The organism is Rhodopseudomonas palustris (assembly GCF_013415845.1).
Lineage (GTDB): Bacteria > Pseudomonadota > Alphaproteobacteria > Rhizobiales > Xanthobacteraceae > Rhodopseudomonas > Rhodopseudomonas palustris_F.
In genome coordinates, this window is the sequence record NZ_CP058907.1 from 3454410 (window position 1) to 3468925 (window position 14516).

Sequence of the window (14516 nt, forward strand, 5' to 3'; positions counted from 1 at the left end):
ACGGCTACTTCACCATCGAATGCACGCAGCGGTCCGGTTTCAAGTCGATCAGCGGCGTGCCGTCGAGGCAATCGAGGCCGCGCACCAACACGGTCGCGCCCTCGATCCCGACTACCGCCACCGACGAAATCCCGATCGGGTTCGGTCGCAGCGGCGAGCGGAGTGCGAAGGTACCGCGCGGTCCGTCGATACCGTGGCCACGCTGGATCACCAGATCACGCCGCGACAGATGCAGCCAATACACCACCTGCGCATGGGCGAACTTGTCGAGCCCCTGCAGCGCTTGCGTCCACGGCTCGAAAATCTCGAGCCGGCATACCGGACCATCGGGACTACCCTGCCGCGGCGTCTCGCCGCGCGAGGTCCAGGGCGTGCGGATACGGCCGATGAACACCAGACCGGCATCGGTCGGCGGCGGCGCCTCGACTACGACCTCACCTTCGCGGATCTCACCTCGGTCCATCATCGTTCGCCTTCTGCTGACAGCCCGGTGTAGCGCGAAACCAAGCCGGTTTCATCGCCACCAAAGTTGGCCGATCAGCAGCACCGCCTCGCCCGCGACCACACCGGCGAAGATCGAGCGGCGCGCGGCAAGAAACACCGCAAAGCCCGCCGCCACCGATCCGTAGCGCAGCAGCGGCGACACGCTTGCCAACGCGCCCGGCGGCAGGAACAGGATCTGGGCAATCACGCCGGCGAGGATCGCAGTCGCGACCGCGCGGACCCAAATCAAAAGCTCCGAGCCTTCGTCGATGCCGCCGCCGAGCCACAGCCCGAGCATCCGCCAGACTTCGTTCGGCAACACGCCGGCGAGCACCAGCACCATCAGCGCCTGCCAATTGCCGATGAAATCGCTCATGCCCGCCTCCGCCGCCGCATCCAGTGCACGCCGTAAGCGATCGTCCCGGCCGAGACGCCGCTGATCAGCACGTCGACGCCGGTATGCAGCAGCGCGACCAGCGGAAACAGCGCGAGCCCCAGCACCAACGCGACGACGTCGGCGAGTTCGCGGCAGTTGCGCGCGGTCGACAGCAGAAACGCCAGCGGCGTCAGCAGCAGGATCGCGGCGCCGAACGACTGCGGCAGGTTTGCCGCGAGCAGAAAGCCGATCACGTTCGCGACGAGGCACACCGCGATCAGTCCGGTGCCGAGCCCGTTGGCGAAGGCGATGCGCCGCTCGCGCGGCACCTGCGGCAGCAGCCGGAAGCACTCCACCCACATCGTCACGGCGACGAAATGCGCCGGCAGCACGAGGTGCCGCAGCTTCGTCGTCGGCGTCCTCAGCATCGGCAGCACCGACACCACCATCGGAAACAGTCGGATTGCCGACACGGTGACGGCGATCGCCGCCTGCACCGGCGTCGCGCCGGAGCCGAGCGAGGAGATCAGGATGATCTGCGCCGGGCCGGCCCACACCAGCACCGTGCTCAGCAGCACCCAGCCGAGGCTGAAATGGCTGTCGTGGGCCAATGCGCCGATACCGATGAAGGTCGCGAACAGCACCAGCGTCAGCACGCTGCCGCCGGCGGCAGCCAAGCCACGAAGAAAGGCACGGCCGGGGCTGTGCCACTGCGGCGAAATCGAGGAGGAAACGGGCATGCGGTCTCTGCGAGTTACGCCCCATACGCCCTACCGCGGGCGCTGCGGTCAAGGCGCGACGTTTACCTTAACGATTGGTTTATCTTCAGTCGAATTCGGGAATAAACACCACCTGTGATAGCAAAACACAACCATCGCGGCAGGAGGCGGGGATGTTCGATCGACGGAGCACGTTGCGTCAGCGCGTTTACTATGGTGGTCGCCTGGTGTTTCAGGCGCGCGCATCCACGTTCGACTGCATCGTGCGCAACTTCTCGGTGAATGGCGCGCAGGTCGAGGTCGACAATCCTGCGGCGGTGCCGGACACAGTCGAGTTGATGATCCCCCGTCAGGGCATCTCGTATTTCGGCCGGATCGTCTGGCGCCTCGAGAACATGGCCGGCCTTGTCCTGGATACGCCGCGGCGCCACGTGGATTCGCTGCCACTCGACATCGCGCTGCGGCTGCGCGCGACCGAACGCGTCAATCAGCAGCTCCGCACGCAGCTGAGCGAGCTGCGCTCCCAATTCTAACCCGAGCTTCGCGCCGTCAGCCTCGATTGCGCAGCACCAGACACGCCTGCCCAGCCCGGCGGATCTGCTTGCACAGATCGTCCGCTTCGCCGCGCGTCTCGGCGCCAATCCGCACCTGATAGAACGGCCGGGTGCCGCGACTGCGGAACACGCCGCTCAGCAGCGTCGGGTCGCGCTCGCCGATCACCGCACTCAACCGTGAGATCGCCCGCGCGTAGCTCGCCAGCGCCCGGTTGCGATTGAAGCCGGCGGCGAGCTGCACGCCCCACGGCCGATCGGCGCCGAGCTTCACGCGTTGTTCGAGCTCGGCAACGAACGGGTTCGGCGCCCGCTTCAACAGCGCCATCAAGGTGCGGCAATCGGTGTCGCCCTTGGCCTCCGGCAGCTTCGCGGCACGGCCCGCTTTCGCCCAGTCGTCGACTGAACTGCCGGTGATCGCAAACACGTAGTCCCGCGTCTGCAGCGGCATGCCGCCGGTGCCGGCGAGCCATTCCTGCACCCGGCGCGGCCCGGCATTGTAGGCGGCGGCCGCCAGCCCGAGATTGCCGAACTGATCGCGCAGCTCCTTGAGGAATTCGGCCGACTTCGGCAGCGCCTGCACCGGATCGAACGGATCGAGCAGCCGGCGCTCGCTGGCGGTGCCCGGCATGAATTGCGCGATGCCTTGCGCGCGCTTACCGCTGCGCGTCACCGGCCCGACGGCATCCGGCTGAAACCGGCTCTCCTGCCAGATCACCCTGGCGAAAAACTCCAGCGGCAAATCGTGCGCTTTGGCGGCGGATTCGATCATCAGGCAGATCGACTCGCGCGTGCCGGGGTCACCACCCTTGTCGGTGGCATCAGACGGCTTATCGCCTGGTGTGGCTTGATTGGGCTCAGCTGCAGGCTTGGCTTGGTCCGCGGCAGGCGCAGGCTTGCTGGGTTCGGCGGCGGCCGGCGGCGCAACAGCGTCCGTCCTTGGTTGTGGCGTTTCCTCGGCATGCGCCGCGGCGCACGCGAGCAAGACGAGCGCGGCCGCTGCGGACGCAAGCCAAGGTGCCCGGATCATGCGCGGTTTCCCTTCAACGGCCGCATTCCTTGACTCACCCAGGCAACGGACTAGCAATTCCACAGTACAGTTTCGGGAACGCATGATGGCCGAAACTTATCCGAATGCCAGCGTCGCGAACGCTCTCGAAAGCTGTGCGAGAGTCTGGGACGAAACGGCGCAGCAATACCGCAAGCCTCGTTGTCGTCTCGTCTTTCCGGCAATTGCCTGCTCGACCCGTTGGACTAAAACGTCGATTCGAAACGCCACGCGCGAACCGCGGTATCGATACCGCAGGTTCGGACTCGCCAAGGGACGACGACCATCAAGCGCAAACAACCAAAACAGCGCCGGCCGAAGAAGAAGCATCACGGCGGTCAGCCGCGACCGTCCGCGGCTGCACAAGCGTTGCCTTCCGACGATGAAGCCGCCGTTGCATCGAGCGCCGACGCGGCGCAGGTCGCCGCCGCGCCAGCATCAGCGAAGCCATCGCCGACCACTGCCGAGCCGCGCCCTGCGCAGCCGCCAGTCAAACCGCAACCAGCGCCGAAGCCGCAGCCCGGCCCCAAGCCGAAGCAGGCTCAGATCAAACCGGCCAGGCCCGCACGTGGTACCGGACAGATTGCGCCGTCGCCTGCCGCGGCTCCTGCGGCGGCCGCGCGGCCTGCCGCTACGCGCGCCAGCTTCCTGCCGCTCACTCTGCTGCTCGGCGCCTGCGACAGCCTTTTCGACATGCTGCGCAACCGTCCGCAACGGCTGCTGCTGTGGGTGCTCGGCCTGTACGGGACGCTGTGGTTCATCAGCGCCATCAGCTTTCCCGGGCTGCCCGCCGTTGGTTACGAAATGGCGCTGTTCGGCGGTGAGCTGCAGGGCGGCTACTGGAAGTACCCGCCGCTGGCGCCGTGGCTGACCGAACTGGCTTCGCTCGCCACCGGACGATGGAACGGCGCCCAGCTTTTGCTCGCGCTCGGCTCTGCGCTGATGACGTTGGCGCTGCTGTGGCGCCTTGGCGCCTCGATCTTCGGCGCCAGCGGTGCGACGCTCGCCGTGGCGCTTACCATCCTGATCGGCTCCTTCGGCCCGCAGGTCACCGCATACGATCCGGCGATCGCCAGCCTGCCCTTTTCCGTCGCATTGGTACTGCTGTATCGCCGCGCCGTGCTCGGTGGCGCGCGGTCGAGCTGGATCGGGCTCGGCATCGCCGCTGCGCTGCTGATCTCAACCAACCACGCCGGCACGGCACTCGTCCTCGTGCTGATCGGACACTTGGTGTTGACTGCGGATGGGCGCAGCCGCCTGGCGACGAGCGGCTTGGCGGTCGCCGCGGGCGCCTGTTTCGTGGTGCTACTGCCGCACCTGATGTGGCTGGCGCAGGCCCACGTCGCCTCTCCTGTCCCAGACGACGGAGCGACCGGGCTGTGGCCAAGGATCAGTGCGGCGTTCGCGTTCGTGTTCGGCCAGGTCGGACTGAATCTCGGATTGATCGTCATCGCCGCTCTCGCCTTCATCCCGCGGCTGCCGCTGCAGGGCGAGCCGGCGGATCTCGAACTCAATGCCCCCAGCGCGTTCGATCGCTCGCTCCTGGTTTCGGCCGCTGTGCTGCCGTCGATCCTGGTCGCGCTCGGCAGCGTGTTCGGCTGGTTCACGATCGGAGCCTACACCGGCAGCGCGCTGGTGGCGTTCTCCGGTCTGGCTCTGGTGGCGTTGCTGCCTGCCCGGCTGACGATCCGGGCCCCCCGGCTCACGATCGCCGCATGGATGCTGGTGCTGTTCGGTGTACCGATCGGCTACGCGACCTCGACCTACTCGCGCGCCTACGGCAGCGGGCCGGTGCCGACCGAGCTGTATCCGGCCAAGGCGCTGTCGAAAGCGATGCAGTCAGTCTGGAAGAGCCGGACCACACGCCCGCTCGATATCGTCACCGGCAGCACGCGCGAGGCCGGCTTCGTCGCGGCCTATGCCTCGCCGCGGCCCTCGGTGTTCATCGACGCCGATTTGACCAAGAGCCCGTGGATCAATGCCGAGCGGCTGAAGCGCTCCGGCGCGCTGGTGGTGTGGAGTACCGACGAATTCAAACGCACCGACGAGCTACCGCCGCCATATCGGACAGCACTGGGCAATGCGCCTTCGATGTTCGGCACCATGGTGCTGCCGCTCGGCGGCGGCAAGCTGAAGGCCTACGGTTGGGCGATGATCGCGCCAGACGGCGTGGTGCTGCCGCCTCCTGCCTCAGCGGCACCGCCGGCGCCAAGCGTGGCACAACCGCCGACACCGCCCTCGCCAGCTCCAGCGCCGGTCCCGCCTGGCCCGCCTGTTGCCATTCCGGAAGCATCACAGCCCGCTCCGCCTGAGGCGGAAGAGCCTGCAGCGCCGGCCGCAACCTCGCCTACGCAGCCAGCTGCTCTGCCTCCTGCGGCCGAGCGAGAAAAGCCGGAAGCGCCCATCCCGGCGCCGCCGGACGAGCAACCGTCGCCGGCCGGACCATCACCGACAAGGTCCCCGGAATAGCGGTTGATCGCTCGACAAACGACGAGGCCGGCGATCGCTCGCCGGCCTCTTTCATTTTGATCGCTAAAGCCCGATCAGGCTTTCTCGACCTGATCTTTCACCTTGGCCTTCCGGGCCGAGCCGCCACGCTTCTTGCCGGGTAGATTTTCCGGCTTCGGCGTCACAGGGCCGTCGAGGAATTCGAAGCCGATCTTCTCCAGCTCGACACCGGCGACGGCATCGTCCTTGACCAGCACGACCTTGACGTGGCCGCCGCCCTTCAGCTTGCCGAACAGTACCTCGTCGGCCAGCGGCTTCTTGATGTGCTCCTGGATCACGCGGGCCATCGGCCGGGCGCCCATCTGCTCGTCGTAGCCGTGCTGCACCAGCCACGCCTTGGCGGGCTCGGACAGCTCGATGGTGACGTCGCGGTCCGCGAGCTGAGCCTCGAGCTGCAGCACGAACTTCTCCACCACCATGCCGATGACGTCGGCATTGAGATGCGCAAACGACACGATCGCATCGAGACGGTTGCGGAATTCCGGCGCGAACTGCCGGTTAATCGCCTCGTGGTCGTCACCTTCCCGCTTGTTGCGGGTGAAGCCGAACGCCTGCCGCGCCAGATCCGCCGCGCCCGCGTTCGTGGTCATGATCAGGATCACGTTGCGGAAGTTGACCTGCTTGCCGTTGTGATCAGTGAGCCGGCCGTGATCCATGATCTGCAGCAGCACGTTGTACAGATCCGGATGCGCCTTCTCGATTTCGTCGAGCAGCACCACGCAATGCGGATGCTGATCGACGCCGTCGGTCAGCAGGCCGCCCTGGTCGAAGCCGACATAGCCGGGAGGCGCGCCGATCAGACGCGACACGGTGTGCCGCTCCATGTACTCCGACATGTCGAAGCGCAGCAGCTCGACACCGAGCGTCGAGGCGAGTTGTTTGGCGACCTCGGTCTTGCCGACGCCAGTCGGGCCCGAGAACAGGTAGCAGCCGATCGGCTTCTCCGGTTCACGCAGGCCGGCACGCGCCAGCTTGATCGACGCCGACAGCGCCTCGATCGCCTTGTCCTGACCGAACACCACGCGCTTCAGGGTCTGCTCGAGATGCTTGAGCACCTCGGCGTCGTCCTTCGACACGCTCTTGGGCGGAATCCGAGCCATGGTCGCAACCGTGGCTTCGATCTCCTTGATGCCGATCGTCTTCTTGCGCTTGTTCTCGGACAGCAGCATCTGCGCCGCGCCGGATTCGTCGATCACGTCGATCGCCTTGTCCGGCAACTTCCGGTCATGGATGTAGCGCGACGACAGCTGCACCGCGGATTCGATCGCCTCGTTGGTGTACTTCAGCTTGTGATAGTCCTCGAAGTAAGGCTTCAGCCCCTTCAGGATTGCGATCGCATCTTCGACCGTCGGCTCGTTGACGTCGATCTTCTGGAAGCGCCGCACCAGCGCGCGGTCCTTCTCGAAGTGCTGACGGTATTCCTTATAGGTGGTCGAGCCCATGCAGCGAATGGTGCCCGAAGCCAAGGCAGGCTTGAGCAAATTCGAGGCATCCATCGCGCCGCCGGAAGTGGCACCGGCGCCGATGACGGTGTGGATCTCGTCGATGAACAGAATCGCGTTCGGGTGCGCTTCGAGTTCCTTCAAGACTTGCTTGAGGCGTTCTTCGAAGTCACCGCGATAGCGCGTACCTGCCAGCAGCGTACCCATGTCGAGCGAGAACACGGTGGCGGCGGACAGCACCTCCGGGACCTCGCCGTCGACGATGCGCTTGGCGAGACCTTCCGCAATCGCCGTCTTGCCGACGCCGGCCTCGCCGACGAACAGCGGGTTGTTCTTCTGCCGGCGGCACAGCACTTGAATCGCGCGGCTGATCTCGGCGTTGCGCCCGATCACCGGATCGATCTTGCCGTCGCGGGCCTTCTTGTTGAGGTTGACGCAATAGGTCTCGAGCGCGTCGCCCTTCTTCTTGGAGTCGTCGCCGCCCTTGGTCTCGGTCTCTTCGTCGACACCGCGCACCGGGCGCGCTTCGGACACGCCGGGACGCTTGGCGATGCCGTGGCTGATGTAGTTCACCGCGTCGTAGCGCGTCATGTCCTGCTCCTGCAGGAAGTACGCGGCATGGCTCTCACGCTCGGCGAAGATCGCGACCAGCACGTTGGCGCCGGTCACTTCCTCACGCCCCGATGACTGCACATGGATCACAGCGCGCTGAATCACGCGCTGGAAGCCGGCGGTCGGCTTGGCGTCCTCAGAGCCGTCGGTCACCAGATTCTCGAATTCGGTTTCGAGATAGTTGACCAGGCTGGTGCGCAGCTTGTCGAGATCGACGCTGCAGGCGCGCATCACCGCGGCCGCGTCGGAATCGTCGACCAGAGACAACAGCAGATGTTCGAGGGTTGCGTACTGGTGGTGACGCTCGTTGGCGATGGCGAGCGCACGATGGAGGGATTGCTCAAGGCTTTGGGAAAATGTCGGCATCTCGTCCTCTGTGTCCCCCGCTGATCATGATCGCCGCTGCACCGTGACGCAACAACAACCTTTCCAGATATAGTGTCCAAACCTGATCGCGAAAGACTGGTTCCGTATCAGTCCGTCCACCCAGCAAGTCCGGGAAAACCCGCCAGCTTGGACCAATGCAAAACCTGTTCCGAGTTTGGCGACGCACGCGCTGCTATTTTTTCTCCATGACGCACTGAAGAGGATGTTGATGCTTGCGGGCGAAATCCATCACCTGCGTCACTTTGGTCTCGGCGATCTCGTAGGTGAAGACGCCGCACTCCCCGATGCCGTGATGGTGGACGTGCAGCATCACCTTGGTGGCCGCCTCGACGTCCATCTGGAAGAACTTCTCCAGCACGTGGACCACGAACTCCATCGGCGTGTAGTCGTCGTTCAGGATCAGCACGCGATACAGATTGGGGCGCTTGGTGCGCGGCTTGGTCTTGGTGATGACCGAGGTCGACGGCGTGCTCGGGCCCGAACGGCCTCCGTCGCCTGCCATCGCGAGCGGCCGGTTCATTCGGTCGCCGGCCGGGCCGGCAGCGGGGTGGCTTAGAGAAGGTTGCAGCATGGCTTTCGGTATTTAAATCCCCAGGGAACTTCCCATACGCCGGAACCGCGACTGCGGTCAGCGCGCAAATGCCGACCACGCCCACAGCGCAGCGGCTCCCGGCACGACGCAGCGGCGGAATACGGTAAATATGGGTCGAGTGTGGTTTTGCTGCAAGCGCGGAAATCCCGGAGGCGCGCCCTAGCCTCGCCGCAGGCGGAGGACCGCCGCCTGCGGCTGCAGGGTTAATCGGGCGTTAGAAACAACCAGCAAATCCAGCCCATCGCGGTGACGGACCATCAAGCAAACCGCCCAGCTTGGCGGCATTTATGGCGCAGTTTAGCGAGTTTCTGAGATTCATTTTACGCGGCGTTTATCCATACCGCCCGATCTTGCCCAGCCAAGAGCCAGGATCGGTGCCGTCATGTCCATGATTTCCCTTGCCGCCCAACTGACGCGCGCGGCGCGCCGCTTCCCGCAGGCGAACGGGGGAAACATCGCCGTGATCTTCGCCCTGGCGCTGGTGCCGTTGCTCGGCTTCATCGGCGTGGCTGTGGACTATTCCCGCGCCAACAACGCCCGCACCTCGCTGCAGAACGCGCTCGATTCGGCCGCCCTGATGCTGTCGCGCGATCTCGGCGTCGGCACCATCACGCCCGACCAGGTGTCGAGCAAGGCGCAGACTTATTTCAACAGCCTCTACACCAACAAAGAGACCGGCGCCGTCACGGTGACCGCAACCTATACGGCGAAGGACGGCTCCGGCTCGTCCACCATCGCGATGAGCGGCCAAGGCGCGGTCCAGACTCAATTCATGAAGATCCTCGGCTTCCAAACGATGGCGATCGGATCGTCGACGACCACGACCTGGGGCGGCACCCGCCTCCGCGTTGCGATGGCGCTCGACGTCACCGGGTCGATGGCCTCGGCCGGCAAGATGTCGGCCATGAAGACGGCAGCGAAGAATCTGGTCGATAGCCTCCGCGCGAGTGCCCAAACCGCCGACGACGTTTACATCTCGGTGGTGCCGTTCGCTCAGATGGTCAACGTCGGCAGCAGCAATCGGAACGCGAGCTGGGTCAGATGGGACCTTTGGGACGAAAGCAACGGCAGCTGTAGCTCTTGGTGGTACTCGACCAAATCCAGCTGCGAATATGCGGGTCGAACCTGGACCGCGACGAGTCACAACCAATGGGCCGGCTGCGTGACCGATCGCGATCAGCCCGCGGACACCACCAAGGATGTTCCGACGAGTTACGCCACTCGGTTTCCGGCCGTCGATTACGACGCCTGCCCCCAGCAACTGCTGGGGATGACGTCGGCCTACTCATTGTCGAATGCGACCACGATCAAGAACAAGATCGACGCGCTATCGCCGAACGGCGGTACCAACCAGGCAATCGGCATGCACTGGGCCTGGATGTCACTGCGCACCGGCGATCCGCTCAACACCCCGGCGAAAGACTCCAACTACAAATACACCGATGCGATCATTCTGCTGTCGGACGGTTTGAACACGGTCGACCGTTGGTACGGCAACGGCCGCGACTGGTCGCCCCAGGTCGACGCGCGTCAGCGGATCCTGTGCGACAACATCCGGGCGTCGTCGACCAACACCAACCCGGTCGTCATCTATACGATCCAGGTCAACACCGATGGCGATCCGGAATCTACGGTATTGAAATACTGCGCTGATAGCGGCAACTTCTTCGCGACCACGACGTCCAGCGGCATCGGGACCGCTTTCGCCCAGATCGGTTCCTCGCTCTCCAAGCTCCGCGTCGCGAAGTAAGCCCGCTCACCCCGGCCGCCGCCCTCTTCCTCCAAGCTCGCCGGCGTCCGGCCCCCTCGACCGGGCCCGGGCTGGCGGGGCATGCCGCACTGCGGTACCAATCCCGCGAATCCTCGGCATCGGCGCAAGAGATGCTTAACCTTTTCGAAACCGCCCGCTCCTAACCTGAATCCCTAAACATTTGCGCTCGCCTCGAAAAGCCGCGTCAATACAGCCGCTTACCCGACCGATCGGGAGCTGCCGCTGGTGCCGGGCAAGCGAGTGATTCCAACGCTGGATTCAGACGTCGCCGGACCGCTCGGGCTTAATTTTGCCTCACGGCCCGGTGAATGATGAAAGATCGGACGGGGACGTTCATGCACCGCAATATTTCCTTCAGCTCGCGCGCGCTGCGAGTTTGCGTGCTCGGCTTGGCGACGATCTCAGCCGCGGTGATCTTTACAACCGACACAGCCGACGCCCGGAAGCGGCATCGTCACCATCACGCCCGCCACCACGTCGAGCGCAACAGCTACAACCCCGCCTTCGCCTCGATCATCGTCGACGGCAATACCGGTGCGGTTCTCACCGCCACCAACCCCGACAGCCTCCGTCATCCGGCGTCGCTGACTAAAATCATGACCCTGTACCTGCTGTTCGAGAAGCTCGAACAGGGCAAGCTCAGCCTCGACAGCGAGATGGACGTTTCCGAGCACGCCTCCGAGCAGGCGCCGACCAAGCTCGGCTTGCGCCCCGGCTCGACGCTGCGGGTCGAAGACGCCATCAAGGGTCTTGTGACCCGCTCGGCCAATGACGCGGCCGTGGTGATCGCCGAGACCGTCGGCGGCAGCGAAGCCGACTTCGCCAAGCTGATGACGCGCAAGGCGCGGGCGCTCGGCATGTCGCGCACCGTGTACCGCAACGCCTCGGGCCTGCCGAACGACGAGCAGGTCACCACCGCGCGGGACCAATCGATCCTCGGCCGCGCGATCCAGGACCGCTTCCCGCGCTACTACCGCTACTTCGCGACCTCCGTCTTCAACTATCGTGGCCACGCCATCCGCAACCACAATCGCCTGCTCGGCAATGTCGAAGGCGTCGACGGCATCAAGACCGGCTACACCCGCGCCTCCGGCTTCAACCTGGTCACCTCGATGCACCGCGGCAACCGCTTCCTGGTCGGCGTCGTGCTCGGCGGCCGCAGCGGCGGCTCGCGCGACGCCATCATGCGCAACCTGCTGGCCGAGAATCTGGAAAAGGGCGCGACGCGCCGCACCGTTGCCGCTATCAGCGAACGCTCCTCCGGTTCGGACGAGACCGAGGTCGCCGAGGATACCCGTCCGGCGCCGGCGGTTCAGGTGCAGGGCGCCGTTCAGGTCGCCTCCGCCGCCCCGGAAACCGCCGCCGTTCCGGTCCCTCGCCCGGCAGCGCCGATGACCCGCTCGGTCGCCGCGCCGGAGCCCAAAGCCGAAGCCAAGCCGGAGCCCGGCCCGTTCAACAGCGGCAGCCTGGACTCCAAGCCGCTGCAGATCATTCCCGGCTCGGCCGAGCCGATGAAGCCGGTGCGGGTCAAGACGGTCCAGGTCAAATCCGCCCCGATCAAGCTCGCTTCGGCGGTCGCCGCTCCTCCCGTCACCAACGCCATCCCGTCGCCCCGCCAGAATCCGGCCGAAACTTCCAGCGCCGCGGTCGCCCGTGTCGAAGCCCGCCCCGAAGTGATCCAGCAGCCGGCCGGTCACGGCACCGGCCAGGGCATCCTCGGCGTGCTGCCCGGCAACATGGCGCCGAAGCACTCGCAGGCGATGGCCTATGCCGACCCCGCACCGGCGGCCCCAGCCGCTCCGGCCCCAGCAGCTCCGGCAGTTCAGCAGAACGGCGCGATCAAGACCGTCGCCCATAGCGGCTGGATCATTCAGGTTGGCGCGCTGGAAAGCGAGCCGGAAGCCCGCAAGCGCCTCGAGGCCGCACGCGAGCAGGCCAGCGGCCTGCTCGGCAAGGCTGATCCGTTCACCGAGACCGTGACCACCAAGGGCGACCGCAAGCTTTATCGGGCGCGCTTTGCTGGGCTGGAACGTGATGAAGCCGAGGCGGTGTGCCGCAAGCTGAAGCGCTCCGACATCTCCTGCTTCACCATCAAGAACTGATCTTTCCAAGATCTCGAACGAGACCAACGCGGCCGGGCTCCCCGGCCGCGTTTTTCGTTGGCCTGAGAGCTTCGCCGGAGACTTGGCTGAAAGACGCGGAGCCCTGGCTCTCCCCGGTAAGCCCGGCCAGGACGAGATCGGCGAGCGAACTATGCGAGCCGTAGGATTGCCCGCGCGATCTCAAGCGGCGGGAACACGGCGAAACCACTCGTCAAGGATTGATCGATAAAAGTTGAATCAACAGCCACGCCGAAGCGGCGGGCGACCCGGGGCGTCAATTCGGGATCAGGGCACTCGCAGTCTGTAGCGTAAAGTTGCGTTGCTGGAGTTAGCTGCGATGCGTTCGAAGCAAGGTATCCTTGGCCGCGTTTACCCGGGCGGCAAGGTACGTCGACCCCCCTTGGTCGGGATGCAATTTCTTCATGAGAGTGCGGTGGGCGCGTCCGATCTCGTCCGGCCCCGCTCCCGGCTGCAGGCCAAGGATCTCATAGGCTTCCTCGGTCGTCATTTTGCTGCCCGACGCCTGGCTACGCTGCCCCCCTGCCGCATCTCCATGCGCGTTCTGACGCCAAGCGGGAAACCGGCGGTCCAGATAGCTTTCAAGTAGCGCACAGCTCTCGGCATCGAAGCCGGCCAGCATTGCAGCAAGCTGGCCGAGGTCGAATTCGTCGAGCGAGCGGCCGGCATTGGGGCCGGCCAGGATCCGTCCGGTCATCGCACCGCTGTCGTGGTCCAGCACCATTTCCAGATAATTAGAGCGCACCGTCGAGGCCTGCCCCCGCGAGCGCCCGCCCAGGCCTCCGAACAGCCCGCCGAGATTGCCGAAGCCGGCGTTCTGCAGCGGCGTCCAGCCCAGCAGCCCGGCGCCGAACAGGCCGAGCGGGATTGCGACCGCCAGTTCGCCTTTGACACCGGTAAACAGCGCCGCCGCCAGCATGACGATCCCGCCGGAAATCTTCAACGCCCGCGCCAGCACCGCCGGGTTGGCGGACCGGAACATCTGCAGCAGCGTGTAGAGCACGAAAACGGCGATGGCGCCGGCAATCAACGTAGGCATGCTGGGAATATAGGTCGGTCGCACCGAAAAAGCACCGGCGGCGCCTCGCTGCCGGCTACCGCATCTGCCCGAGCAGCAGCGCCGCGCCGCCGCCGCTGGCGGCCAGCCGCTGCAGCGCCTCCCGCCCGCCAGCCGCATACGCAGCAGCGGCGCGCAGCAGCTCGCGGAGCTGCGCTGCAGCACCCGGATCGAACCGGCACCACGCTCCACCACTCAGCCGCGCGATCTCGCGAAAGGTCTGTTCGGCGACCGGGTCGACGCCCTCCTGAAACACGAACACCGGGACCTTGAGCATGCCGAGCTCGCCGGCCTTGGCGCACAGCTCGTCGGGCTGCTCCTCCATGGCGTCGCCGACGAACACGATGGCGCGGACTCCCGCGGCGATCGCCTCCTTGCGGGCATCGGCCAGCACGCGGCCGATCTGGGTATGCCCGCCGCGGCAATCGATCTTGCCCATCAGACGCGCCAGATCGGCGCTCGACGAGATCCAGTTCGAGGCCCGGCATTCGTTGAAGCCGCGATAGTACACCAGGCGGATGTCGAGGCTGCCGATCGCTTCGGCTTCGCGGAACATGTCGGCCTGCAGCGCGCAGGCCATGTCCCAGGTCGGCTGCCGGCTCATCGTGGCGTCGAGCGCGAACACCAGGCGGCCGCGGGCGCCAGCGGCATTCGGCGCCATCGCGCGCGCTTTCGCGACGAAGGCGGCAATCTCCGCGGACGTCGACGGCGCAGGCGTCGCCGCGCCGCTGTCGCGGACGGACGTCTGGGATGGAGTTGAGGTCGGCTCGCGGGACATCAGGCTCGCTCCGGCGCTGCGAGACCTATGTGGAGACAGCGGGATCGAGCGTCAATGCGCCCACCACCGGCT

12 protein-coding genes are annotated in these 14516 nt (G+C 65.7%); 4 read left to right on the forward strand and 8 right to left on the reverse strand.

The annotated features are described in order from the left end of the window. Window positions 1-4: 4 nt before the first annotated feature. From tsaA to HZF03_RS15790, 3 genes are read right to left on the reverse strand one after another with little or no spacing between them, the layout of a single operon-like run. Entirely contained in the window at window positions 5-466 is a 462-nt protein-coding gene (gene tsaA, locus HZF03_RS15780; RefSeq protein WP_119019208.1) for a tRNA (N6-threonylcarbamoyladenosine(37)-N6)-methyltransferase TrmO, read from the reverse strand. 48 nt (window positions 467-514) lie between these two features. After that, entirely contained in the window at window positions 515-859 is a 345-nt protein-coding gene (locus HZF03_RS15785) for an AzlD domain-containing protein (protein WP_011158687.1), read from the reverse strand. Continuing rightward, entirely contained in the window at window positions 856-1599 is a 744-nt protein-coding gene (locus tag HZF03_RS15790; RefSeq protein ID WP_119019207.1) for an AzlC family ABC transporter permease, read from the reverse strand. Before HZF03_RS15790 ends, HZF03_RS15785 begins: the two co-directional genes overlap by 4 nt. A 152-nt stretch (window positions 1600-1751) precedes the next feature. Between HZF03_RS15790 and HZF03_RS15795 the strand changes: the two genes are divergently transcribed. Further along, window positions 1752-2111: a PilZ domain-containing protein gene (locus tag HZF03_RS15795; protein ID WP_119019206.1), complete on the forward strand. Its 360-nt coding sequence runs from the start codon at window positions 1752-1754 to the stop codon at window positions 2109-2111. Window positions 2112-2127: 16 nt separating this feature from the next. Here HZF03_RS15795 and HZF03_RS15800 read toward each other — a convergent pair whose 3' ends face one another. Continuing rightward, a complete protein-coding gene (locus HZF03_RS15800; RefSeq protein WP_119019205.1) occupies window positions 2128-3159 on the reverse strand; it encodes a lytic transglycosylase domain-containing protein in 1032 nt (343 codons plus the stop codon). Between the two features lie 387 nt (window positions 3160-3546). Between HZF03_RS15800 and HZF03_RS15805 the strand changes: the two genes are divergently transcribed. Further along, complete coding sequence (locus HZF03_RS15805) at window positions 3547-5646, forward strand: ArnT family glycosyltransferase (protein ID WP_234832290.1); 2100 nt, start codon at window positions 3547-3549, stop codon at window positions 5644-5646. A gap of 74 nt (window positions 5647-5720) precedes the next feature. On the opposite strand, the gene clpA is transcribed toward HZF03_RS15805, so the two are convergent. Then, entirely contained in the window at window positions 5721-8105 is a 2385-nt protein-coding gene (gene clpA / locus HZF03_RS15810) for an ATP-dependent Clp protease ATP-binding subunit ClpA (protein ID WP_011158692.1), read from the reverse strand. Between the two features lie 193 nt (window positions 8106-8298). After that, window positions 8299-8628, reverse strand: a complete 330-nt coding sequence (gene clpS / locus HZF03_RS15815) for an ATP-dependent Clp protease adapter ClpS (protein ID WP_041810535.1) — start codon at window positions 8626-8628, stop codon at window positions 8299-8301. Between the two features lie 472 nt (window positions 8629-9100). Here clpS and HZF03_RS15820 point away from each other — a divergent pair, with 472 nt between their 5' ends. Together HZF03_RS15820 and HZF03_RS15825 are read left to right on the forward strand one after the other, a co-directional pair. Then, on the forward strand, window positions 9101-10468 hold the full coding sequence (locus tag HZF03_RS15820; RefSeq protein ID WP_119019203.1) for a TadE/TadG family type IV pilus assembly protein: 1368 nt from the start codon (window positions 9101-9103) through the stop codon (window positions 10466-10468). A 356-nt stretch (window positions 10469-10824) separates the two neighbouring features. Then, on the forward strand, window positions 10825-12591 hold the full coding sequence (locus HZF03_RS15825; RefSeq protein ID WP_119019202.1) for a serine hydrolase: 1767 nt from the start codon (window positions 10825-10827) through the stop codon (window positions 12589-12591). A gap of 328 nt (window positions 12592-12919) precedes the next feature. Here HZF03_RS15825 and HZF03_RS15830 read toward each other — a convergent pair whose 3' ends face one another. Together HZF03_RS15830 and HZF03_RS15835 are read right to left on the reverse strand one after the other, a co-directional pair. Next, window positions 12920-13648, reverse strand: coding sequence for a DnaJ domain-containing protein (locus tag HZF03_RS15830; RefSeq protein ID WP_119019201.1), 729 nt, complete (start codon window positions 13646-13648; stop codon window positions 12920-12922). Between the two features lie 55 nt (window positions 13649-13703). Then, window positions 13704-14444: a vWA domain-containing protein gene (locus HZF03_RS15835; RefSeq protein ID WP_119019200.1), complete on the reverse strand. Its 741-nt coding sequence runs from the start codon at window positions 14442-14444 to the stop codon at window positions 13704-13706. Window positions 14445-14516: the final 72 nt, after the last annotated feature.

Excerpts from the sequence above, each read along its gene's own strand:
- HZF03_RS15825 (WP_119019202.1), top strand. The coding sequence starts at position 10,825 with ATGCACCGCAATATTTCCTTCAGCTCGCGCGCGCTGCGAGTTTGCGTG.
- tsaA (WP_119019208.1), bottom strand. The coding sequence starts at position 466 with ATGATGGACCGAGGTGAGATCCGCGAAGGTGAGGTCGTAGTCGAGGCG.
- HZF03_RS15785 (WP_011158687.1), bottom strand. The coding sequence starts at position 859 with ATGAGCGATTTCATCGGCAATTGGCAGGCGCTGATGGTGCTGGTGCTC.
- HZF03_RS15835 (WP_119019200.1), bottom strand. The coding sequence starts at position 14,444 with ATGTCCCGCGAGCCGACCTCAACTCCATCCCAGACGTCCGTCCGCGAC.
- HZF03_RS15820 (WP_119019203.1), top strand. The coding sequence starts at position 9,101 with ATGTCCATGATTTCCCTTGCCGCCCAACTGACGCGCGCGGCGCGCCGC.
- clpA (WP_011158692.1), bottom strand. The coding sequence starts at position 8,105 with ATGCCGACATTTTCCCAAAGCCTTGAGCAATCCCTCCATCGTGCGCTC.
- HZF03_RS15800 (WP_119019205.1), bottom strand. The coding sequence starts at position 3,159 with ATGATCCGGGCACCTTGGCTTGCGTCCGCAGCGGCCGCGCTCGTCTTG.
- HZF03_RS15790 (WP_119019207.1), bottom strand. The coding sequence starts at position 1,599 with ATGCCCGTTTCCTCCTCGATTTCGCCGCAGTGGCACAGCCCCGGCCGT.
- clpS (WP_041810535.1), bottom strand. The coding sequence starts at position 8,628 with ATGGCAGGCGACGGAGGCCGTTCGGGCCCGAGCACGCCGTCGACCTCG.
- HZF03_RS15830 (WP_119019201.1), bottom strand. The coding sequence starts at position 13,648 with ATGCCTACGTTGATTGCCGGCGCCATCGCCGTTTTCGTGCTCTACACG.
- HZF03_RS15795 (WP_119019206.1), top strand. The coding sequence starts at position 1,752 with ATGTTCGATCGACGGAGCACGTTGCGTCAGCGCGTTTACTATGGTGGT.